Origin of the sequence: Sphingobacterium sp. UBA5996 (assembly GCF_002429765.1) — a bacterium.
Classification (GTDB): Bacteria; Bacteroidota; Bacteroidia; order Sphingobacteriales; family Sphingobacteriaceae; genus Sphingobacterium.
Map to the genome: position 1 here is coordinate 208,450 of NZ_DJAS01000004.1, position 17,032 is coordinate 225,481.

Consider the following 17,032-nt stretch of genomic DNA (forward strand, 5'->3'; position numbering starts at 1 on the left):
AGCGTAATGCTTACTGCGTAAGGGACATCAAGATGCTGCGATCATGTAGTATACCGCTTTGTCCTTTCAATAGCAACCCATAAGTCGTCATGATGAAAAAGCAAAAGCCGGCTTTCAGAAAATTGAAAGCCGGCTTTTGCTATCGTTAGTTACCACGTCGCATATTGTTAAATTCAGCAATCGTACGAACCTTCACTTCATATCCACTATAAGAGGACAATATTATTTCGATTGCAAAGCTGTTTCGATCAACTCGCCGTAGAAATCGCCTTCTTTCATTCCAAAAGCGCGTACTTGTTGCGGTATAAAACTTTGCGCAGTCTGCCCCGGAATAGTATTGATTTCGATAAAATAGAATTTATCGGTCTCGTTTTCCAAAAAGAAATCAACACGCACCATACCTTTGCAATTCAATCTGACATAGACCTCTTTCAAGATACGTGCAGCCCGTTCCTGCTGTTCGATAGTCAGCTCTGCCGGTGTAATCTCTTCGGTCAGTCCAGGTATATATTTCGCTTCATAATCAAAAAATTCGCGCGTAGTCCGTACCTCCGTAGCAGGTAAAACAACCAGCTCGCCTTTTGAATTGCGAAAAATTCCTTCCGAAAACTCGCGTCCGGTTACAAATTCTTCGACAATGACCTGTTTACCTGTATTCTCTGCATCAAAAGCTGTATCGATCGCTGCTTTCAGCTGTGCAGATTCTTTCACCTTGGTCATACCGATACTGCTCCCGCCTGCATTAGGTTTCACAAAATAAGGCAGCGAGAGATTGCTTTCAACCAGTTGGACCGCTTCAGGTCGCTGCGATTCAAATAATAGGACCGATTTTGCCAAATGCAGCTCTGGAATATCCGATAAAATCGCCTTTGTATACCCTTTATTCATCGTCAGGGCAGAAGTTAGCGCGTCACATGATGTATAAGGAATATCTAATAAATCAAAATAACTTTGGAGTCTCCCATCTTCTCCAGGCGCACCGTGTACCATAATAAATGCCAAGTCAAAAACCAAAACATCCCCATGCAATGGAAGCGTGAAATCTGCTTTGGAAATGGGATGACGCTGACCATCTACATCTTCATAGTACCATGCTTCTTTGGTCACCGTAATCAGATACACATCGTATTTGTTGTGATCAAGTTGCGAATTGACGAAGGCTGAACTTTTAAAAGAAACTTCAGCTTCTCCTGTATAACCTCCAGTTATTAATGCTATTTTTGCTTTCATAAATTTTAGCGATTCGAATAGCAAATATAATTTGCTATACACGGAAAAACGAATAATTTTGTGACGAATAATTTTATTTAATCTTTCTGCAAACTTGGCTTTAATATTGCGGTTCTATGCAGAATTAATTTTTATTAACAAAGAAATGTCCAAAGTAGTACAATATCTTCAGACCCCCACGTTTAGGAAAAATCTTATTGCCGCTTTCATTGCGATAGTATGCCTATTCCTTTTCGTTTATATTGGTCTGAAAGTATATACCAAACATGATGAATCTATTGCTGTTCCTAAAGTCAAAGGACTTCATATCAGTGCGGCTATTCAGGCCCTGGAAAATGCTGGGCTCGAATATCAAATTGATTCCGTCTATCAGATGGACGCTAAGCCTGGTATGGTCATCGAACAAGATCCTGAACAAGGATTCCATGTAAAATCCGGTCGGACTATTTATTTGACCATTATCACACAGGTGGCACCTGAAGTTGCTTTTCCGAATATAAAAGATAAAACATTGATCGAAGCCACCGCCATCTTGAAAAACCATAACCTCAGAATAGGAGACACATCGTATGTAGCGGACATCGCAAGAGATATCGTTTTGGATGCTCAATTTGCAGGACAGTCCATCCGTAACGGACGTATGATACCTAAAGGTTCGCGTATAGATCTCGTTTTAGGAAATGGACTGGGAGCAAATGAAGTAGAGATACCTAACTTAATTGGACTTCCTTTAAACGAGGCGAAGTTTGCCTTATCTGGAGCTGGACTAGGTCTGGGCACTGTGACGTATGATCCAAATGTAACGGATACCGCTACCGCAGTCATCAGTGTGCAATCGCCAGGAATCGAAAAAGGCCTAACCAGCTTAGGCGCTAAAATTGACGTAACACTTTCAGTTACAGCACCAGCACCTATTACAGATGCTCCAACAGGTGGTACGACAACACCTAAACCACAAGCAAACCAAACACAAGCTAATCCGTCGATCGCTAAGCCTAGTGCCCAATCGAAGCCTGCTGCTCCATCGAAAAGTACGCCCGCAAATACACCAGCAACTAAGCCGGCAAATAACTCCGCGGGGCAGAAAAAAGATAAGGAAAATAAAGGAAATAGCCTGGGCTTCTAAAGCAATCAGCGTAAAATGAAACTGCATTGAATCATCGTTAAAAGATGTTAAAGCTTTAAAGTTTCAAAACTATAAAACATATGAAAAAACTGCGCTTTCATACGCGAGATTTTTCAAACATTGACCGCTAAAGGCTGCATAAATGCCATCAATAGCGAACAACAAATGATTAAAAAATTTTAGAATGGAAAATAAAAAAGGAATACCAAGTTGGTTAAAAATCATTGCTCTGATCGTTCTTGTTGTTGGAGCTTATTTTGCTTGGAAATTTTATAGCACGTTTTATGCTTCGAATGTATCGGGAGATAAAAAGTACCTGTTTATACACGAGGGTGAAAAGTATGAAGATGTGCTGAAATCAATCAGTGATTCAAATCTATTGGACGATATCGCTTCATTTCAGCGTGCAGCACAATATAAAAAATATGAACAGAGTGTAAAACCAGGACGTTACCTGCTGACACCTGGAATGAACAATAGACGTTTAATTGGCAATTTAATGGGTGGCTACCAAGAACCCGTAAAATTCCGATTCGCCAATGTCCGATTAAAAGAAAATATGGCGGCGCTTCTTGGAAAAAGTTTCGAAGCTGATTCTGCACAATTTATCGCTGTGCTGAATGATGAAGCTACGGCGCAGAAGTATGGATTTACAACGGAAAATCTGATCACGATGTTTATTCCTAACACGTACGAAATTTACTGGAACACCAGTCCCGAAAAAGTAATCGCTCGTTTTGATGATGAATGGAAAAAATTCTGGAATACGGATCGCACGGCGAAAGCAAAAGCGCTTAATTTGACACCACAGCAAGTCAGTACGTTAGCTTCTATTGTCAAAGGGGAAGCGCTACATCAAGATGAAATGCCCATGATTGCTGGACTTTATTTAAACCGCCTCAAAAAGGGGATGTTGTTACAGGCAGACCCAACAGTGATCTTTGCTAATAATGATTTTACAATCAGAAGGGTATTGAATAAGCACCTCAGAACAGACAATCCTTACAATACGTATATTTATAGAGGATTGCCTCCAGGCCCGATTTCTATTCCAAGCATCGCTGCTATTGATGCAGTGTTGAACTTCAAGCAGCACGATTACATCTATATGTGTGCGAAAGATGATTTCTCAGGTTACCATAATTTCGCAAAAACAGAAGCAGAGCATTTGATCAACGCACGCAAATTTCAACAGGCTTTGGACGCCAGAAATATTAAAAAATAATGTTTGTATTTGACCATCAGATTCGCGTTCGCTATGCAGAAACAGACCAAATGGGCTATGTCTATTATGGCAATTACGCTGCATTTTATGAAATAGCGCGAACTGAAATGCTGCGGAGCACAGGGATCTCGTACCGAGAACTGGAAGAAATGGGGGTCATGCTCCCTGTCACAGAGATGAAGACCAAATATCTAAAACCAGGCAAATATGATGACCTGATTACAATCCGTGTGACCATCCGAAAGAAACCTGCTGTTCGTATTGTTTTCGAATATGAGCTTTTCAATGAGAATGGAGAGCTACTCAACCAAGGAGAAACGACATTGGTCTTTGTCAATATGGAGAAAAATAGACCTTGTATGCCTCCGCAGGTTTTCTTGGATAAGATGAGTAAATATTTTAATTGAAATGGGGAAAATTCACCAATGGCTATTAAATTTTGAACCTTATTTTAAATTGATCGAATGGAGTAAACGGGTCGTACTACCTGGCTTTGGCTCGCTCCCTCTTTACACCGTCGCTGTATTTTTCTTTCAGGAAATTTCCAGAGACTCCATTATTAGCAAAGCTTCCTCCCTTTCCTACAGCTTTCTATTAGCTATTTTTCCGGGCATCATATTTTTATTTACATTAATCCCATACATTCCAATAAATAATTTTCAAGAGCAATTGTTGGATTTTCTTGCGGTAGTTATTCCTAAAAATGCTTTTCTCGTTGTTGAAACAACTTTGGAAGATATTATCAAAAACCAAAATGGCGGATTGCTGTCCTTCGGTTTTGTGTTTGCAGCCTATTTTGCAACCAACGGCATGGCCTCCCTGATGAATGCATTCAATAAAGCATCATTAATGACGGAAAAAAGGCCTTGGATCAAAAAACGATTGCTTGCCTTAGCTTTGGCTTTCTTAATTATCTTTGCCTTAACTGTTGGAATGACGATTTTTACGATTGCTGGCATTACGATAGACTATCTTAAAGAAACGACGGGTATCAAATCAAGCTTCTGGGCGATATTGCTTAAGATAGCCCGATGGTTGATTATATTCGCGATCTATTTTTTTACGGTGAGCTGTATCTACAAATTTGGCCCTTCAACCTCCAATAAATGGAAACTCTTTAGTGCAGGAGCATCGATGGCCACTATACTAGCGATTTTGACTTTTTCAATATTTACTTTTTATATCAATCACTTCGGCGCATACAACAAATTGTATGGTTCCATCGGAACATTAATTGTCATTATGCTCTGGATTTATTTAAATACGCTTATTTTATTATTGGGTTATGAACTCAATGCTGCCATTGCACTGTCCAAACAAACCATTGTTATTGCCAAACCACGTATTTTTAATTCGTTTAAGAGAGAAGATTAAGTCATTTTAAGCACGTTAATTTATCCTTTCCAAGAAAAGAATTTCAGCAAATAAAGTCGAGAAATAACAAAGTCAACCTTCAATTAACACCCTTGACAGCTTGACCTATAAAAACATCCCTATAACTGAAAGTCTTTCAATAAAATAAGAAAAATAAAATTTTGCATTTAAAGTTTTTTTGTACCTTTGCAACTCCTACAAAGTAGGAAAAAGGAGAAAATTAATTAATGGCAAAAAAACAAGAAGCAGAAAAAGAATTAGCAGCGAAAAACGCAGAGCTACAAGGTGCTGACACTAAAGTAGTGAAAGACACTGAACAAATTGAATCAGAAGCTGATTCAAACTTAATCGACGAAATCAAATCAAACACGTGGATCACACCAGAAGGTGAATTTGACTGGGATGCAAATGATAAAGGTTTCGGAAATTATAGCGAAGCTGAACGCGCTAAACTTGAAGCACAATACGCAGATACTTTCAATCAAGTTAACCAAGGTGAAATTATCGAAGGTACTGTAGTTTCTATCAACAATAAAGACGTCGTCTTAAATGTTGGTTTCAAATCTGACGGTTTAGTTTCTTTATCAGAATTCCGTGACTTACCAGAATTAAAAGTTGGTGATAAAGTTGACGTATTCGTTGAATCTCAAGAAGATGCTAACGGTCAATTAGTACTTTCTCGCAAACGTGCTAAAACTCAAAAATCTTGGGAAGCTATCAATGAAGCATTAGAAAATGATGCAATCATTACTGGTTTCGTTAAGAGCCGTACTAAAGGTGGTCTTATCGTTGACATCAAAGGTGTTGAAGCATTCTTACCTGGATCTCAAATCGATATCAAACCTATCCGTGACTACGATGTATACGTAGGTAAAACAATGGAATTCAAAGTTGTAAAAATCAACCACGAATTCAAAAACGTTGTTGTATCGCACAAAGTGTTAATTGAAAACGACTTAGAAAACCAAAAATCTGAGATCGTAGCTAAATTAGAAAAAGGTCAAGTATTAGAAGGAACTGTTAAAAATATCACTGACTTCGGTGTGTTCATCGACTTAGGTGGTGTTGACGGTTTGTTGCATATCACAGATATCTCTTGGGGTCGTATCGAGCATCCAAAAGAAGTTTTATCACTAGATCAAACAATCAACGTTGTTGTATTGGATTTTGATGATGAGAAAAAACGTATTGCTTTAGGCTTGAAACAATTATCTGAGCATCCTTGGGAATCTTTAGATACTGCATTAGAAGTTGGATCTAAAGTTAAAGGTAAAATCGTAACAGTTGCTGATTACGGAGCTTTCTTAGAAATTATCCCTGGTGTTGAAGGTTTGATTCACGTTTCTGAAATGTCTTGGTCACAAAACTTACGTTCTCCACAGGAGTTCTTAAAAGTTGGTGACGAGATCGAAGCACAAATCTTGACGCTTGACCGCGATGAGCGTAAAATGAGCTTAGGTATCAAACAATTGACTCCTGATCCTTGGAAAAATATTACTGACCGTTACCCTGTAGGTTCTAAACAAACAGCTGTCGTTAAAAACATGACTAACTTCGGTGTATTTGTTGAATTGGAAGAAGGTATCGACGGTTTGATCCACATCTCTGATTTGTCTTGGTCTAAAAAAATCAACCACCCTAACGAATTCACTAAAGTTGGTGAAACACTAGACGTAGTTGTTTTAGAATTAGATGAAGAAAACCGTAAATTGTCTTTAGGTCACAAACAATTGGAAGAAAATCCTTGGGATACTTTCGAAACGATCTTTACTGAAGGTTCTATCCACGAAGGTACTGTGATCAAAGTTGGTGATAAAGGTGATATCGTAGCTTTACAATATGGTGTTGAAGGTTTCTGTCCTTCTAAACACTCTGTGAAAGAAGACGGTTCTTCATTGAAAGTTGATGAAGTTACTTCATTCAAAATTATCGAGTTCAACAAAGAGAACAAACGTTTAGTAATCTCTCACTCTCGTATCTGGGAAGAAGAGAAAGAAGAAGCTCGCAAAGAAGAGTCTAGCAACCGTAAAAAAGACGCTAAAGCTGAGTCTTCAGCTGTTAAAAAAGTAAAAGATTCTGTTGAAAAATCTACTTTAGGCGATTTAGACGTGTTAGCTCAATTGAAAGAGCAAATGGAAAATGATAAGAACGCTAAGTAATTAGCAATCTACATCCATAAAAAGCGGCTGTTCCAAAAAGAACAGCCGCTTTGTTTTTATACGGATGCTTTGTACTTTTGTATTCAATAAACAGTATTTTATGTCATTCCAATCATCCTTAATTAGCCCTATACAACTTCAGGAATCATTAGGACAAAATGCAAACATCATCCTCCTGGATTGTACAATCGATAAAGTAGGTCAATCGATTAAAGAGGCGAAACTTGAGATACTTCCCCATTCGCAATTTTTTGACATCGAAGGAAAATTATCGGATCCTAATTCGAAATTACCACATACCCTCGTTTCGCCCGAAGTATTCGAGCGCGAAATGCGAAGGTTGGGAATTAATCAGGATAGTATACTTGTGTTGTATGATAGATGGGGTATTTATTCGAGTCCAAGAGCGTGGTGGATGCTTAAGGTTATGGGTTTTAAACAGGTCTTTATTTTAAATGGCGGTGTTCCCGCTTGGAAAAACAACAAGTTTCCCCTCGTAGAAGAGTATACAACCACTGTAAAACCCGGTAATTTTAAGGCGCAATTTCAAGAAAACCTGTATGCTGATAAAGAGTATATATTGACTCATTATCGCGATACTAAAGTCAATATTTTCGACGCTAGAAGTAAGGGGCGATTTAGTGGTTTGGTAGCTGAACCTCGTAAAGGCCTACATAGTGGACATATCCCCCATTCCAAAAATCTACCTTTTGAAGAATTACTTGATGGTATCGTTTATAAACCAATTGATGAATTGAAACGACAATTTAATCACTCTAATAAGACCGGAGATGAGTATATCTTCTCCTGTGGATCGGGCATCACAGCCTCTATATTAGCATTTGCTTGCCATCTTGTAGGCCACGGACAAATTCGGGTATACGACGGATCTTGGTCTGAATGGGGGCGCGAAGAACTCAATCTTCCAATCGAAAAATAAGTTAAAATAAAGTATTCCAAGAATAGAGATTATCCTCTAGGCGGATTTTTTCGGCATCCAGCAGATCACGAATGATCTCTATTCTTTTCTTCTCCGTACCTATTGTTAAACTACCTACCAAATCATGGATATTTTTCGCTCCAGCGAGTAAACTGCTTTTTATTTCGGCCTTTATATTTGTCCGCTGCTTTTCTCGGTAATTACGGATCAGGCACAAATCACACACTTCACAGAACCCCGCATTTTTCTCACCAAAATATAATAGCAGCGACTGACTGCGGCAATTGCTTTGTTCAATATAATTAATCATGCCATTGACTTCCTCTTCCTTCACCTGATGGCGATCACGAATAAAAACATGGTCGATATGCAAATGTTTGTAATCGACCCGATTCTGTAAGAATGTCAATTGCGGTGAATCTGTAGAAGGCAAATAAGTCGCTATTTCGAACGTTTCTAACGACTTCAATAGCTCCACGACACGACCGTATGGTATACCTAACTTACCTGCAAATTCGTATTCATTGATTAATATGAAGTTCTCAAATACGCCGCCATAGCTACGTAAAATAGCCTTGATGAGCTTATCATATTTTGCATACTGAACCTGAAATTTATATAACTCAGCACTGTCAATCTCAAATTTAAAACGTGAAGGGATTGTAACAGCCTCCGACAAGACCAGCCAGGTATCCCGCTCCAGAAATTTTAGTGCACTCATCACTGGTACCAAGGGTAGCTGATATTTTTTAGCAAATGTAACGACATCAAAATCTACTGTCACCCCTTCTCCAGAACCATAAGGAATCTGAAAATGATTACAAAGGTAGTGATAGGTTTGTTGAATAAAGGAAATATCTGGAAAACTAGCCTGCAGATTATCCAGTAGTTTCTGCTCATCTGCTTTTTGATAAAGAATAACAGGATAAGCTTTTTTTCCATCCCTACCGGCCCTACCGGCTTCTTGATAATAGGCCTCCAGTGAATCTGGCAGATCCAGATGAATCACAAAGCGCACATCAGGTTTATCGATCCCCATTCCAAAGGCATTTGTAGCGACAATAATGCGAACAACATTTGTCATCCACCCATGCTGCTTCTGATCCCGCTCTTGCCCAGAAAGCCCTGCATGGTAATAATCCGCAGAAATCCCATTATTGACCAAAACACGCGCTACTTCTTGTGTTTCGCGCCGGTTTCTTACATAAACAATACCGCATCCGCCCAATTTATGGATGATGCGTACCATACGCCCCATCTTATCCTCCTCTTCAATAGCCATATAAGCCAGATTATCCCGAAGAAAGCTTTTGACAAATACATTTTCCTTCAAAAAACCGAGTTTCTGCTGAATATCGGTTATCACACGGGCCGTTGCGGTGGCTGTAAGAGCCAAAAATGGAACTTTAGGATGTAGTTCGCGTAATTTAGCTAATTCTAAATAAGGCGGTCTAAAATCATATCCCCATTGAGAAATGCAATGTGCTTCATCTATGGCAAATAGATTGACATTCATAAATCGTATACGTTCTCTTACGATATCATTGTACAACCTTTCGGGAGAGAGATAGAGAAATTTTATTTTCCCATAGACGCAATTATCCAGTGTGATATCCACCTCTCTCTTCTTCATACCAGCATAAATTGCGACCGCTTGAATTCCATTTCTTTTCAAATGTTCAACTTGGTCTTTCATCAACGCAATGAGCGGTGTAACCACGATACAAATTCCTTCTAGCATCAATGCAGGTACTTGAAAACAAATCGATTTCCCCCCACCTGTCGGCAATAAAGCCAAGGTATCTTTACCAGAAATGACAGATTGAATAATTTCTTCCTGCAGGGGTCTAAATGAGTCAAACCCCCAGTATTGCCTTAAGATTGATATACTATCTTGCGTCATAAGTTCTCCTTATTCCAAACATACGCAAAATTATCTTTCATGAGATAATTTTGTATCCCCAAACTATCCAACATGTGTTGCATAAGCAGACACTTCTCCATTGAGTTGGATCCATCCAGTACAACAAGTTTTGGTCTGATTTGCTTTAATACATCTGGTAAACCATATAAAAAGTTTTTTCTGATAATGACCAGATCAGCAGGTGACATCGTTCCTTTCGGATGGGACAAAATAGCGACTCTGCCTAAAGGAAGCGTCACAAAATAGTTCTTTCGATCGCGTCCATTTAATGGCACAAATTGAACTTCACCTGCCGATAACAATGCAATTTCCCTTCCACAAGCATATTGTAACCCTTTGGCCTGCAAGGAATCAAAAGTGCTATAAACAATTCCGCGACCAGCTTTGAAATACCCCATCGTCAATTCATGCTTCGTATTGTAAATACGAAACCGTTCTGAATCATTACTTACTAACCATTTTTTCCCATTGATTAGCAACATCCCAATTCCACAATATAGCCCGAGCCATACGTACCTCTTATCTTTCCACTGAAAAGCATATAAAAAAGAGAAAACTAAAAAATAGGCCAAAAATAGAATACTGGGTTCCATAGGGACTATTTTTATAGTCGAAAAAGGTAAATGATCAATAAATTTCAGACAGCATAGTATAAAATCAATGAGATGTTCTAGAAGAAAACCCAAAATCTCATTAAGCCAGTCGACAGGGTTAATGGTCATAATAAAACCAGCATACATCACTAGGGTGGAAGGAATATCGACAAGTAAGTTGGCAATCAGAAAATAAGTAGGAAACTGTCCAAAATAATAAAGACTCAGCGGTGTTGTCAGAATCTGTGCGGCAATAGAAACCGTTAATATATCTCTTAAAAATCGGAGTATAGAACTTTTGACCGGCAGAAGTGCATTCACCAGCGGGGCACATATTATCATACCCAAAACGGCTAAAAAAGACAATTGGAAACCAACGTCATTAATAGCCCGGGGCGCAAACAATAGAATCAATACAGCAGCAATAATAAGCGAATTCAAGCTTGAAAAGCTTCGTTTAAAATATTGTGCACATAGGACAAAACTAATCATGATAGCTGCGCGTGTAATCGGCGCATCAAGCCCTGCTATAAATGCATATATCCAGATCGTGCCCCATAATAAAATTAATGGTAGCCACTTCAGATAAAGTGGCCATGCAATTTGTCTGATAATAAGAGATAAAAAACCAAATAGAACGGCAACATGCATCCCCGATACACTTAAGATATGCACAGTTCCTGTATTGGTGAAGGCCTCCATATTATCATTACTGATCTCGCTTCGAAAACCGTATAACAACGCCGATGCAATCGCAAAATTTTCATCCCCTTTAAGATGGCTGCGGAGCTTAACTAAAAAATATCTCCGCGCTTGCAAAGCGAGTCCAAACACTGAAAAGCCACTTGTTTCTTGCCGACTGATCACCCTATAGTAGCCAGATTTCACAAAAACTTCATGATGTATTAAGTACTTGCTCAAATACTCCCTATAGTCAAACTCCATCGGATTACGCGGCGGAGCTATTCTTTTCACATCCCCTTTTAACCATAAGAAGTCACCGAACTGAAGAAAATTTTTCGCACTCAATTTTAGGGTTATCATCAACCGGCCGGAAGTTGGTACAAACTTACCTTGCCTATGAACACCGATCACTTCTGCAGAAAAACGGATAATATGTTGCTTTATCTTAGGTTCCTCCATTATTTTCACTACATAACTATCCGCTTCTAGATGAGAGAAGTGATTAATGACAACTTGTGGGTCATTGCGCCAAAATTGATAAATTCCAAATAATATAATAGATAGGTAATACCCGCAGGTATAACCGTATTTACGAATTTTACCCCTGAAAAAATAGCAACAAATGGTTAGCAGCGTCATTACTATCAATGCTTGCAGTACATGTTGAAATATCGGGCGAGAAATTGGCAGTGTAGGAGCCAAAAGAAGCGTCAAAATATATAGGGTGGCAATCTTAAGAATAGGAATGTGCTCTAGTCTTTGGAGAAAACTTAACTCTTTCATAATTGCCACCTCAATTGTAACCTAACGTCAGATTTCCTATTACCATCGATCTGATCCAATCCTGTTCCGATAACCTCTCTCCCCGGATAATAGTATAATGCATATTTGGCCCATACCTGAAGATGGCGGCTTAAGCGATAGTTTAGATTAAGATAAGTTCTCCATCCCTTTGTATTGTACATGCCGAAACCGGCTGCGTACAGTACATCTTGCTCATAAGCATAGATTCTATTATCATAGCTCGCTGCGTCAAAATATGCGACCCGCATATTAGACTGGAACTTTCCGGCTGCCGACTTCCAGAATACATCCTGAAAAAGCATATATCCGAAACTGCTTTCCTGATACTCTTTTTGGAACATATTAGCTTCTGCGCGGGAACGAACAGTCCATCGTGAGTTAAGACGATAATGAAATTCTACCCTTAATTGCTGCTTAACTGTATTGACAAGCCCATGTTCGGTCTGTCCCTCTCCGGTGTAGTTAACTTGTTTTAATCGGTTGCGATAACGCAAGGAAAGTTGCCCCTTTTTATACCACATGTAACTTAGCTGACTGAAGAAATCAGCTCCTGTAGATAGTGTATCAGCCTGATACTTTGCTCCCGGAAAACGGAAGACATCAGCATAATTAGACCAGAGTAATTTTCTTCCAAGCTGGTACGTTAATCCCAAATATACTCCCTGCTCATTCGACGTATCCCCCGATTCACCAAACCCCTGTCCATAAAAAGTATGAAAATTCTTCTTGTAGTCGCGAAGTAAGAGGACCGAAGATAATCGTGGATGTAAACTTATTATGGACCCTGCTAATAAAGCCGAACCACCATCCATGCTGTTGGCATATTCACCGAACAAATAGATATTTCGAATGGTATAGTTTGTATACAAACTTATGTTTCGCAGAAAGTCACCTTCAAAATCAGCTTGTTGTCGTATTCCCTTTCCTTTGATTTTAAAGACATCCAACTGGGTCTGGTTAAAATGAATACCTGCTTTGAGCCGTTTATAGCGCCACAATAAATTCAATCCATAGGCCATTTGAGACGCGGCACCACGATATTTCTGTTCGGTTGGAGTACGATGTAAACCAGTACTTGCAATCGTTGAAATCGTTGCCGGAAAAGTTGTACGGTCAACATTTCCGTCAATCGATCGATAAGAAAAATAGGGTGTAATTTCGATATGTTTAATCTGTAAAGTTCCCGCAATACCACGCATAAAATTAATCTCATTTAACGAAGTGTAGGATTTTACACCAATCCCTTGTCTTGCGGCATTCTGTACCAATCCTCCTTTTCCAAAACTCAAACCATTCCACATACTGAGCCCCTGGCCAAATTGCAAAGCATAGTCGCCGATCACGATATTCCTGAACCGGCTAAAGTTCTTTATGGACAAACTCATACTATAGAAATCAAATCCCATTTTTTGCCCATCTCTAAAAAAGGGTTCCCCGGCATCTTTTTCCATATTAATGGCGAGTTGGATTCTATCGTTCAATTGGGCTCTGTACCTTAGCGCATAGCGATTAGCATCGCCGAGATACCTGGATCTCGTTGTATCAGTGATACGATAGCCCTTCGCTTTCTCGAGTGTCCGAGCATACCGAAACATAATTTCTTGCTTAAACTTTCTTAATTTAAGGACGTTTAATGGTGATTCAGAGCCTACTTTTACAAAAGGTAACAATAGATAGACTATTCGTTCATTAAATCCTTCGATAGCCTGTAATTCCAATACATGGATAAAATTTCCTGAAATAGCCCTATGCGCTAATAGATGCTCAATTAATAAAGGATTTAGAAATTGTAATTCAGCGAGTTCACTACCATCAGTTTTGTTGAGGTCGATGGGGTGTTTGAGATAATGATACCACTTTTCATTCAGTTCGCTCAAATCAGCATCCTCGGGAAGCTCTTCCGATAAGCTTTCAAATAAATCTTGGAGATCGATTTTTTCATTTGTCTGCGCCATACAGGTTCCAATAAAACAACCTATAAAGAGCAAAATTTTGCTACAATATGTCATAATAGGTTTTAATTAATATTGGCTAGATGTTAGGCGATGAACCTTTTATCCCGGCAGAAAAAAGACTCATTAGCATGAAAATAGGAAATATAAATGAATAAAAAAAGCNNGCTTTTTTTATTCATTTATATACAATTCCTTTAGGCTAAACTCACATTAAATATCAATTTTAGCATAACGTGCATTTTTTTCAATAAATTCACGACGCGGAGCAACTTCGTCTCCCATTAACATGGAGAAAATACGGTCACATTCCGCTGCATTCTCAATAGTTACTTGTCTCAAGGTACGCGTTTCAGGATTCATGGTCGTATCCCACAGCTGTTCAGCATTCATCTCACCAAGACCTTTGTAACGCTGTACGTGCACACTATCCTCTTTACCAGTTCCCTTCAAACGCTGAATAGCATTGATACGTTGATCTTCATTCCAAGCATATTCGTGCTCTTTTCCTTTTTTGACCAGGTATAGCGGCGGCGTTGCAATATACACATATCCTCTTTCAATCAATTCTTTCATATATCTGAAATAGAATGTCAAGATTAATGTTGTAATGTGGGACCCATCCACATCGGCATCCGTCATGATGATGATACGGTGGTAACGTAATTTTTCGATATTCAATGCTTTAGCATCCTCGGCAGTACCTACACTCACGCCCAAAGCCGTAAACATATTTTTGATCTCTTCATTTTCGTAGATCTTATGTTCCATTGCTTTCTCAACGTTAAGGATCTTACCACGTAGCGGCATGATCGCCTGATGTTTTCTATCACGGCCAGACTTAGCTGTACCACCCGCAGAATCACCCTCGACAAAATAGATCTCACATTTCGTTGGATCGTTGTCTTGACAGTCGGCCAATTTACCCGGAAGTCCAGAGCCACCCATTACGGTTTTACGTTGTACCAAATCACGGGCTTTACGCGCAGCAGCACGCGCTTGAGCAGCTATGACTACCTTTTGAACGATAGCTTTCGCCTCACGTGGGTTCTCTTCCAGATAAACACCCAAGATCTCCCCAACAGCGACATCTACAGCCCCCATTACCTCGGAATTACCTAGTTTAGTTTTTGTCTGTCCTTCAAATTGAGGTTCTGCAACTTTCACTGAAATTACAGCCGTCAATCCTTCACGGAAGTCATCACCCGTAATTTCAACTTTCAAATTCTTAAGCAAACCTGACTTGTCCGCGTAAGCCTTCAATGTACGTGTCAAACCACGACGGAAACCAGCAACGTGTGAGCCACCTTCAATGGTATTAATGTTATTCACATAAGAATGCACATTTTCAGAATACGTATCATTATATTGTAAAGCTAGTTCAACAGGGATACCTTGCTTGATACCTTCCACATAGATCGGATCAGGAATTAACGCCTGACGGTTTCCATCCAAAAACTTAACAAACTCCTTAAGTCCACCTTCAGAATGGAATGTTTCCTTTTTCTCAGAACCGTCCTCATTCGTCTCGCGTTCATCATTCAACGTCAAACTCACCCCTTTATTTAAAAATGCAAGTTCACGAAGACGATTTGCCAAAGTATCGTAATTATACACTGTAGTCTGCGTGAAAATAGTAGGGTCTGGATGAAATGTTACAATTGTACCAGTCTTATCTGATACACCAACTTCTTTTACATCATACAAAGGCTTACCAATTTGATATTCCTGCTGATAAATCTTCCCGTCACGATGAACCTCGGCCTTCAGAAGAGTAGATAATGCATTCACACAGGACACACCTACACCATGCAAACCACCAGAAACCTTATATGTATCTTTATCAAATTTACCCCCAGCATGTAATACTGTCATCACAAGCTCCAAGGCCGATTTATTTTCCTTTTTGTTGATTCCTGTAGGAATACCACGACCGTTATCCCGAACAGAAATCGAATTATCTTTATGGATAGTTACAAAAATGTCTGTACAATACCCTGCAACAGCTTCATCGATTGAATTGTCAACTACCTCGTATACCAAATGGTGTAGTCCTTTTACACCGGTATCACCAATATACATGGATGGACGCTTACGAACCGCCTCTAAACCCTCTAATACCTGGATATTATCGGCGGAATAGGTGGATGCATTTTTATTTTCTTCGCTCATTGAAAACCTCTTAAATGTAATATTCAAAAATACGAAATTTTGCCCGATTTATCAAGCCCACAAACAAGTATCGAGCCGATATCTGGCATTGTCAGAACATGGGATAATTTTACTTTTTTATTCTAAAAACTAGAATTTCGATTTTTTTGTGGTAGGTTTGTTTTCAGTAATAATTGCAAAAAAACAAAAAAATGAATACTATATCTTCAATTGTATCGAAAGTATCCTTTGCCCTTTTGTTGGCTGGATCGATTGCATCGTGTAACCAAGGTACAAAAACAGCAAGCGAGCCTGCAAAAAATGATTCCAACACGGTAAACAAGGAAAATCAGGGAAGTAGCAAAGATAAAATTGTCTATTTAAACTCCGATTCTCTTTCAGAAAAATACCAATATTTTAAGGATATTAAATCAAAGCTTGAAAATAAAGTAAAGAAAGCACAAACAGACCTACAATCCAAAAGTACTGCATTTCAACGTGAAGTTGCCGAATACCAAAAAAATGCAGCGACGATGTCAGCTGCTGATCGACAGGCTACAGAACAAAAATTAGCACGAAAACAAGATGAGCTTGCACGCTTGGACCAGACAGCTTCTTCCTCGATAGCAAAAGACGAGTCTGAAGAATTCAACAATGTTTATAACAAAATAACCGAATTCCTAAAAAAACATGCGGCAGAAAATGGATATAAGTTAGTATTGACCTATTCAAAAACTAATCCGACAGTCTTATATGCTGATCCTTCTTTGGAAATCACCAATGAAGTAATCAAACAATTAAACGAAGAATATAAATCTTCTAAAAAATAGAAGATTACACTAATTTAGGAAGAAGCTGTCTCAAATTTAT

12 protein-coding genes are annotated in these 17,032 nt (G+C 39.0%); 7 read left to right on the top strand and 5 right to left on the bottom strand.

Going from position 1 to position 17,032, the window contains the following annotated elements; translation table 11 throughout:
• Positions 1-222 precede the first annotated feature (222 nt).
• Complete coding sequence (locus tag B3E00_RS03860; protein ID WP_209576605.1) at positions 223-1,230, bottom strand: D-alanine--D-alanine ligase family protein; 1,008 nt, start codon at positions 1,228-1,230, stop codon at positions 223-225.
• Between the two features lie 145 nt (positions 1,231-1,375).
• Between B3E00_RS03860 and B3E00_RS03865 the strand changes: the two genes are divergently transcribed.
• The 6 genes from B3E00_RS03865 (at position 1,376) to B3E00_RS03890 (ending at position 8,054) form a co-directional block, all read left to right on the top strand.
• Positions 1,376-2,356 carry a PASTA domain-containing protein gene (locus tag B3E00_RS03865; protein ID WP_209576607.1) on the top strand — a complete coding sequence of 327 codons (981 nt, stop codon included), beginning with the start codon at positions 1,376-1,378 and terminating at the stop codon, positions 2,354-2,356.
• Positions 2,357-2,540: 184 nt separating this feature from the next.
• Positions 2,541-3,581, top strand: a complete 1,041-nt coding sequence (gene mltG, locus B3E00_RS03870) for an endolytic transglycosylase MltG (protein ID WP_293937053.1) — start codon at positions 2,541-2,543, stop codon at positions 3,579-3,581.
• Complete coding sequence (locus B3E00_RS03875) at positions 3,581-3,988, top strand: acyl-CoA thioesterase (RefSeq protein ID WP_209576611.1); 408 nt, start codon at positions 3,581-3,583, stop codon at positions 3,986-3,988. The genes mltG and B3E00_RS03875 overlap by 1 nt, the downstream gene beginning before the upstream one ends.
• Position 3,989: 1 nt before the next feature.
• Positions 3,990-4,955: a YihY/virulence factor BrkB family protein gene (locus tag B3E00_RS03880; RefSeq protein ID WP_293885132.1), complete on the top strand. Its 966-nt coding sequence runs from the start codon at positions 3,990-3,992 to the stop codon at positions 4,953-4,955.
• 227 nt (positions 4,956-5,182) lie between these two features.
• On the top strand, positions 5,183-7,114 hold the full coding sequence (gene rpsA / locus B3E00_RS03885) for a 30S ribosomal protein S1 (RefSeq protein WP_293885131.1): 1,932 nt from the start codon (positions 5,183-5,185) through the stop codon (positions 7,112-7,114).
• 100 nt (positions 7,115-7,214) lie between these two features.
• A complete protein-coding gene (locus tag B3E00_RS03890) occupies positions 7,215-8,054 on the top strand; it encodes a sulfurtransferase (RefSeq protein WP_293937055.1) in 840 nt (279 codons plus the stop codon).
• 1 nt (position 8,055) lies between these two features.
• On the opposite strand, the gene B3E00_RS03895 is transcribed toward B3E00_RS03890, so the two are convergent.
• From B3E00_RS03895 to gyrB, 4 genes are all read right to left on the bottom strand, one after another.
• On the bottom strand, positions 8,056-9,957 hold the full coding sequence (locus tag B3E00_RS03895; protein WP_293937058.1) for a RecQ family ATP-dependent DNA helicase: 1,902 nt from the start codon (positions 9,955-9,957) through the stop codon (positions 8,056-8,058).
• Entirely contained in the window at positions 9,954-12,038 is a 2,085-nt protein-coding gene (locus tag B3E00_RS03900) for a ComEC/Rec2 family competence protein (RefSeq protein WP_293937060.1), read from the bottom strand. The genes B3E00_RS03895 and B3E00_RS03900 overlap by 4 nt, the downstream gene beginning before the upstream one ends.
• Positions 12,035-14,014: a helix-hairpin-helix domain-containing protein gene (locus tag B3E00_RS03905; protein ID WP_293886358.1), complete on the bottom strand. Its 1,980-nt coding sequence runs from the start codon at positions 14,012-14,014 to the stop codon at positions 12,035-12,037. The genes B3E00_RS03900 and B3E00_RS03905 overlap by 4 nt, the downstream gene beginning before the upstream one ends.
• A 210-nt stretch (positions 14,015-14,224) precedes the next feature.
• Positions 14,225-16,183 (bottom strand): DNA topoisomerase (ATP-hydrolyzing) subunit B, encoded by a 1,959-nt coding sequence (gene gyrB / locus B3E00_RS03910; protein WP_209576626.1) that lies wholly within the window; start codon positions 16,181-16,183, stop codon positions 14,225-14,227.
• Positions 16,184-16,374: 191 nt separating this feature from the next.
• On the opposite strand from gyrB, the gene B3E00_RS03915 reads away from it, so the two are divergent.
• On the top strand, positions 16,375-16,992 hold the full coding sequence (locus B3E00_RS03915; RefSeq protein WP_209576628.1) for an OmpH family outer membrane protein: 618 nt from the start codon (positions 16,375-16,377) through the stop codon (positions 16,990-16,992).
• Positions 16,993-17,032: the final 40 nt, after the last annotated feature.

Coding starts and splice junctions, on each gene's coding strand:
- B3E00_RS03915 (WP_209576628.1), top strand. CDS start 16,375: ATGAATACTATATCTTCAATTGTATCGAAAGTATCCTTTGCCCTTTTG.
- B3E00_RS03860 (WP_209576605.1), bottom strand. CDS start 1,230: ATGAAAGCAAAAATAGCATTAATAACTGGAGGTTATACAGGAGAAGCT.
- B3E00_RS03905 (WP_293886358.1), bottom strand. CDS start 14,014: ATGGCGCAGACAAATGAAAAAATCGATCTCCAAGATTTATTTGAAAGC.
- B3E00_RS03895 (WP_293937058.1), bottom strand. CDS start 9,957: ATGACGCAAGATAGTATATCAATCTTAAGGCAATACTGGGGGTTTGAC.
- mltG (WP_293937053.1), top strand. CDS start 2,541: ATGGAAAATAAAAAAGGAATACCAAGTTGGTTAAAAATCATTGCTCTG.
- rpsA (WP_293885131.1), top strand. CDS start 5,183: ATGGCAAAAAAACAAGAAGCAGAAAAAGAATTAGCAGCGAAAAACGCA.
- gyrB (WP_209576626.1), bottom strand. CDS start 16,183: ATGAGCGAAGAAAATAAAAATGCATCCACCTATTCCGCCGATAATATC.
- B3E00_RS03900 (WP_293937060.1), bottom strand. CDS start 12,038: ATGAAAGAGTTAAGTTTTCTCCAAAGACTAGAGCACATTCCTATTCTT.
- B3E00_RS03865 (WP_209576607.1), top strand. CDS start 1,376: ATGTCCAAAGTAGTACAATATCTTCAGACCCCCACGTTTAGGAAAAAT.
- B3E00_RS03875 (WP_209576611.1), top strand. CDS start 3,581: ATGTTTGTATTTGACCATCAGATTCGCGTTCGCTATGCAGAAACAGAC.
- B3E00_RS03880 (WP_293885132.1), top strand. CDS start 3,990: ATGGGGAAAATTCACCAATGGCTATTAAATTTTGAACCTTATTTTAAA.
- B3E00_RS03890 (WP_293937055.1), top strand. CDS start 7,215: ATGTCATTCCAATCATCCTTAATTAGCCCTATACAACTTCAGGAATCA.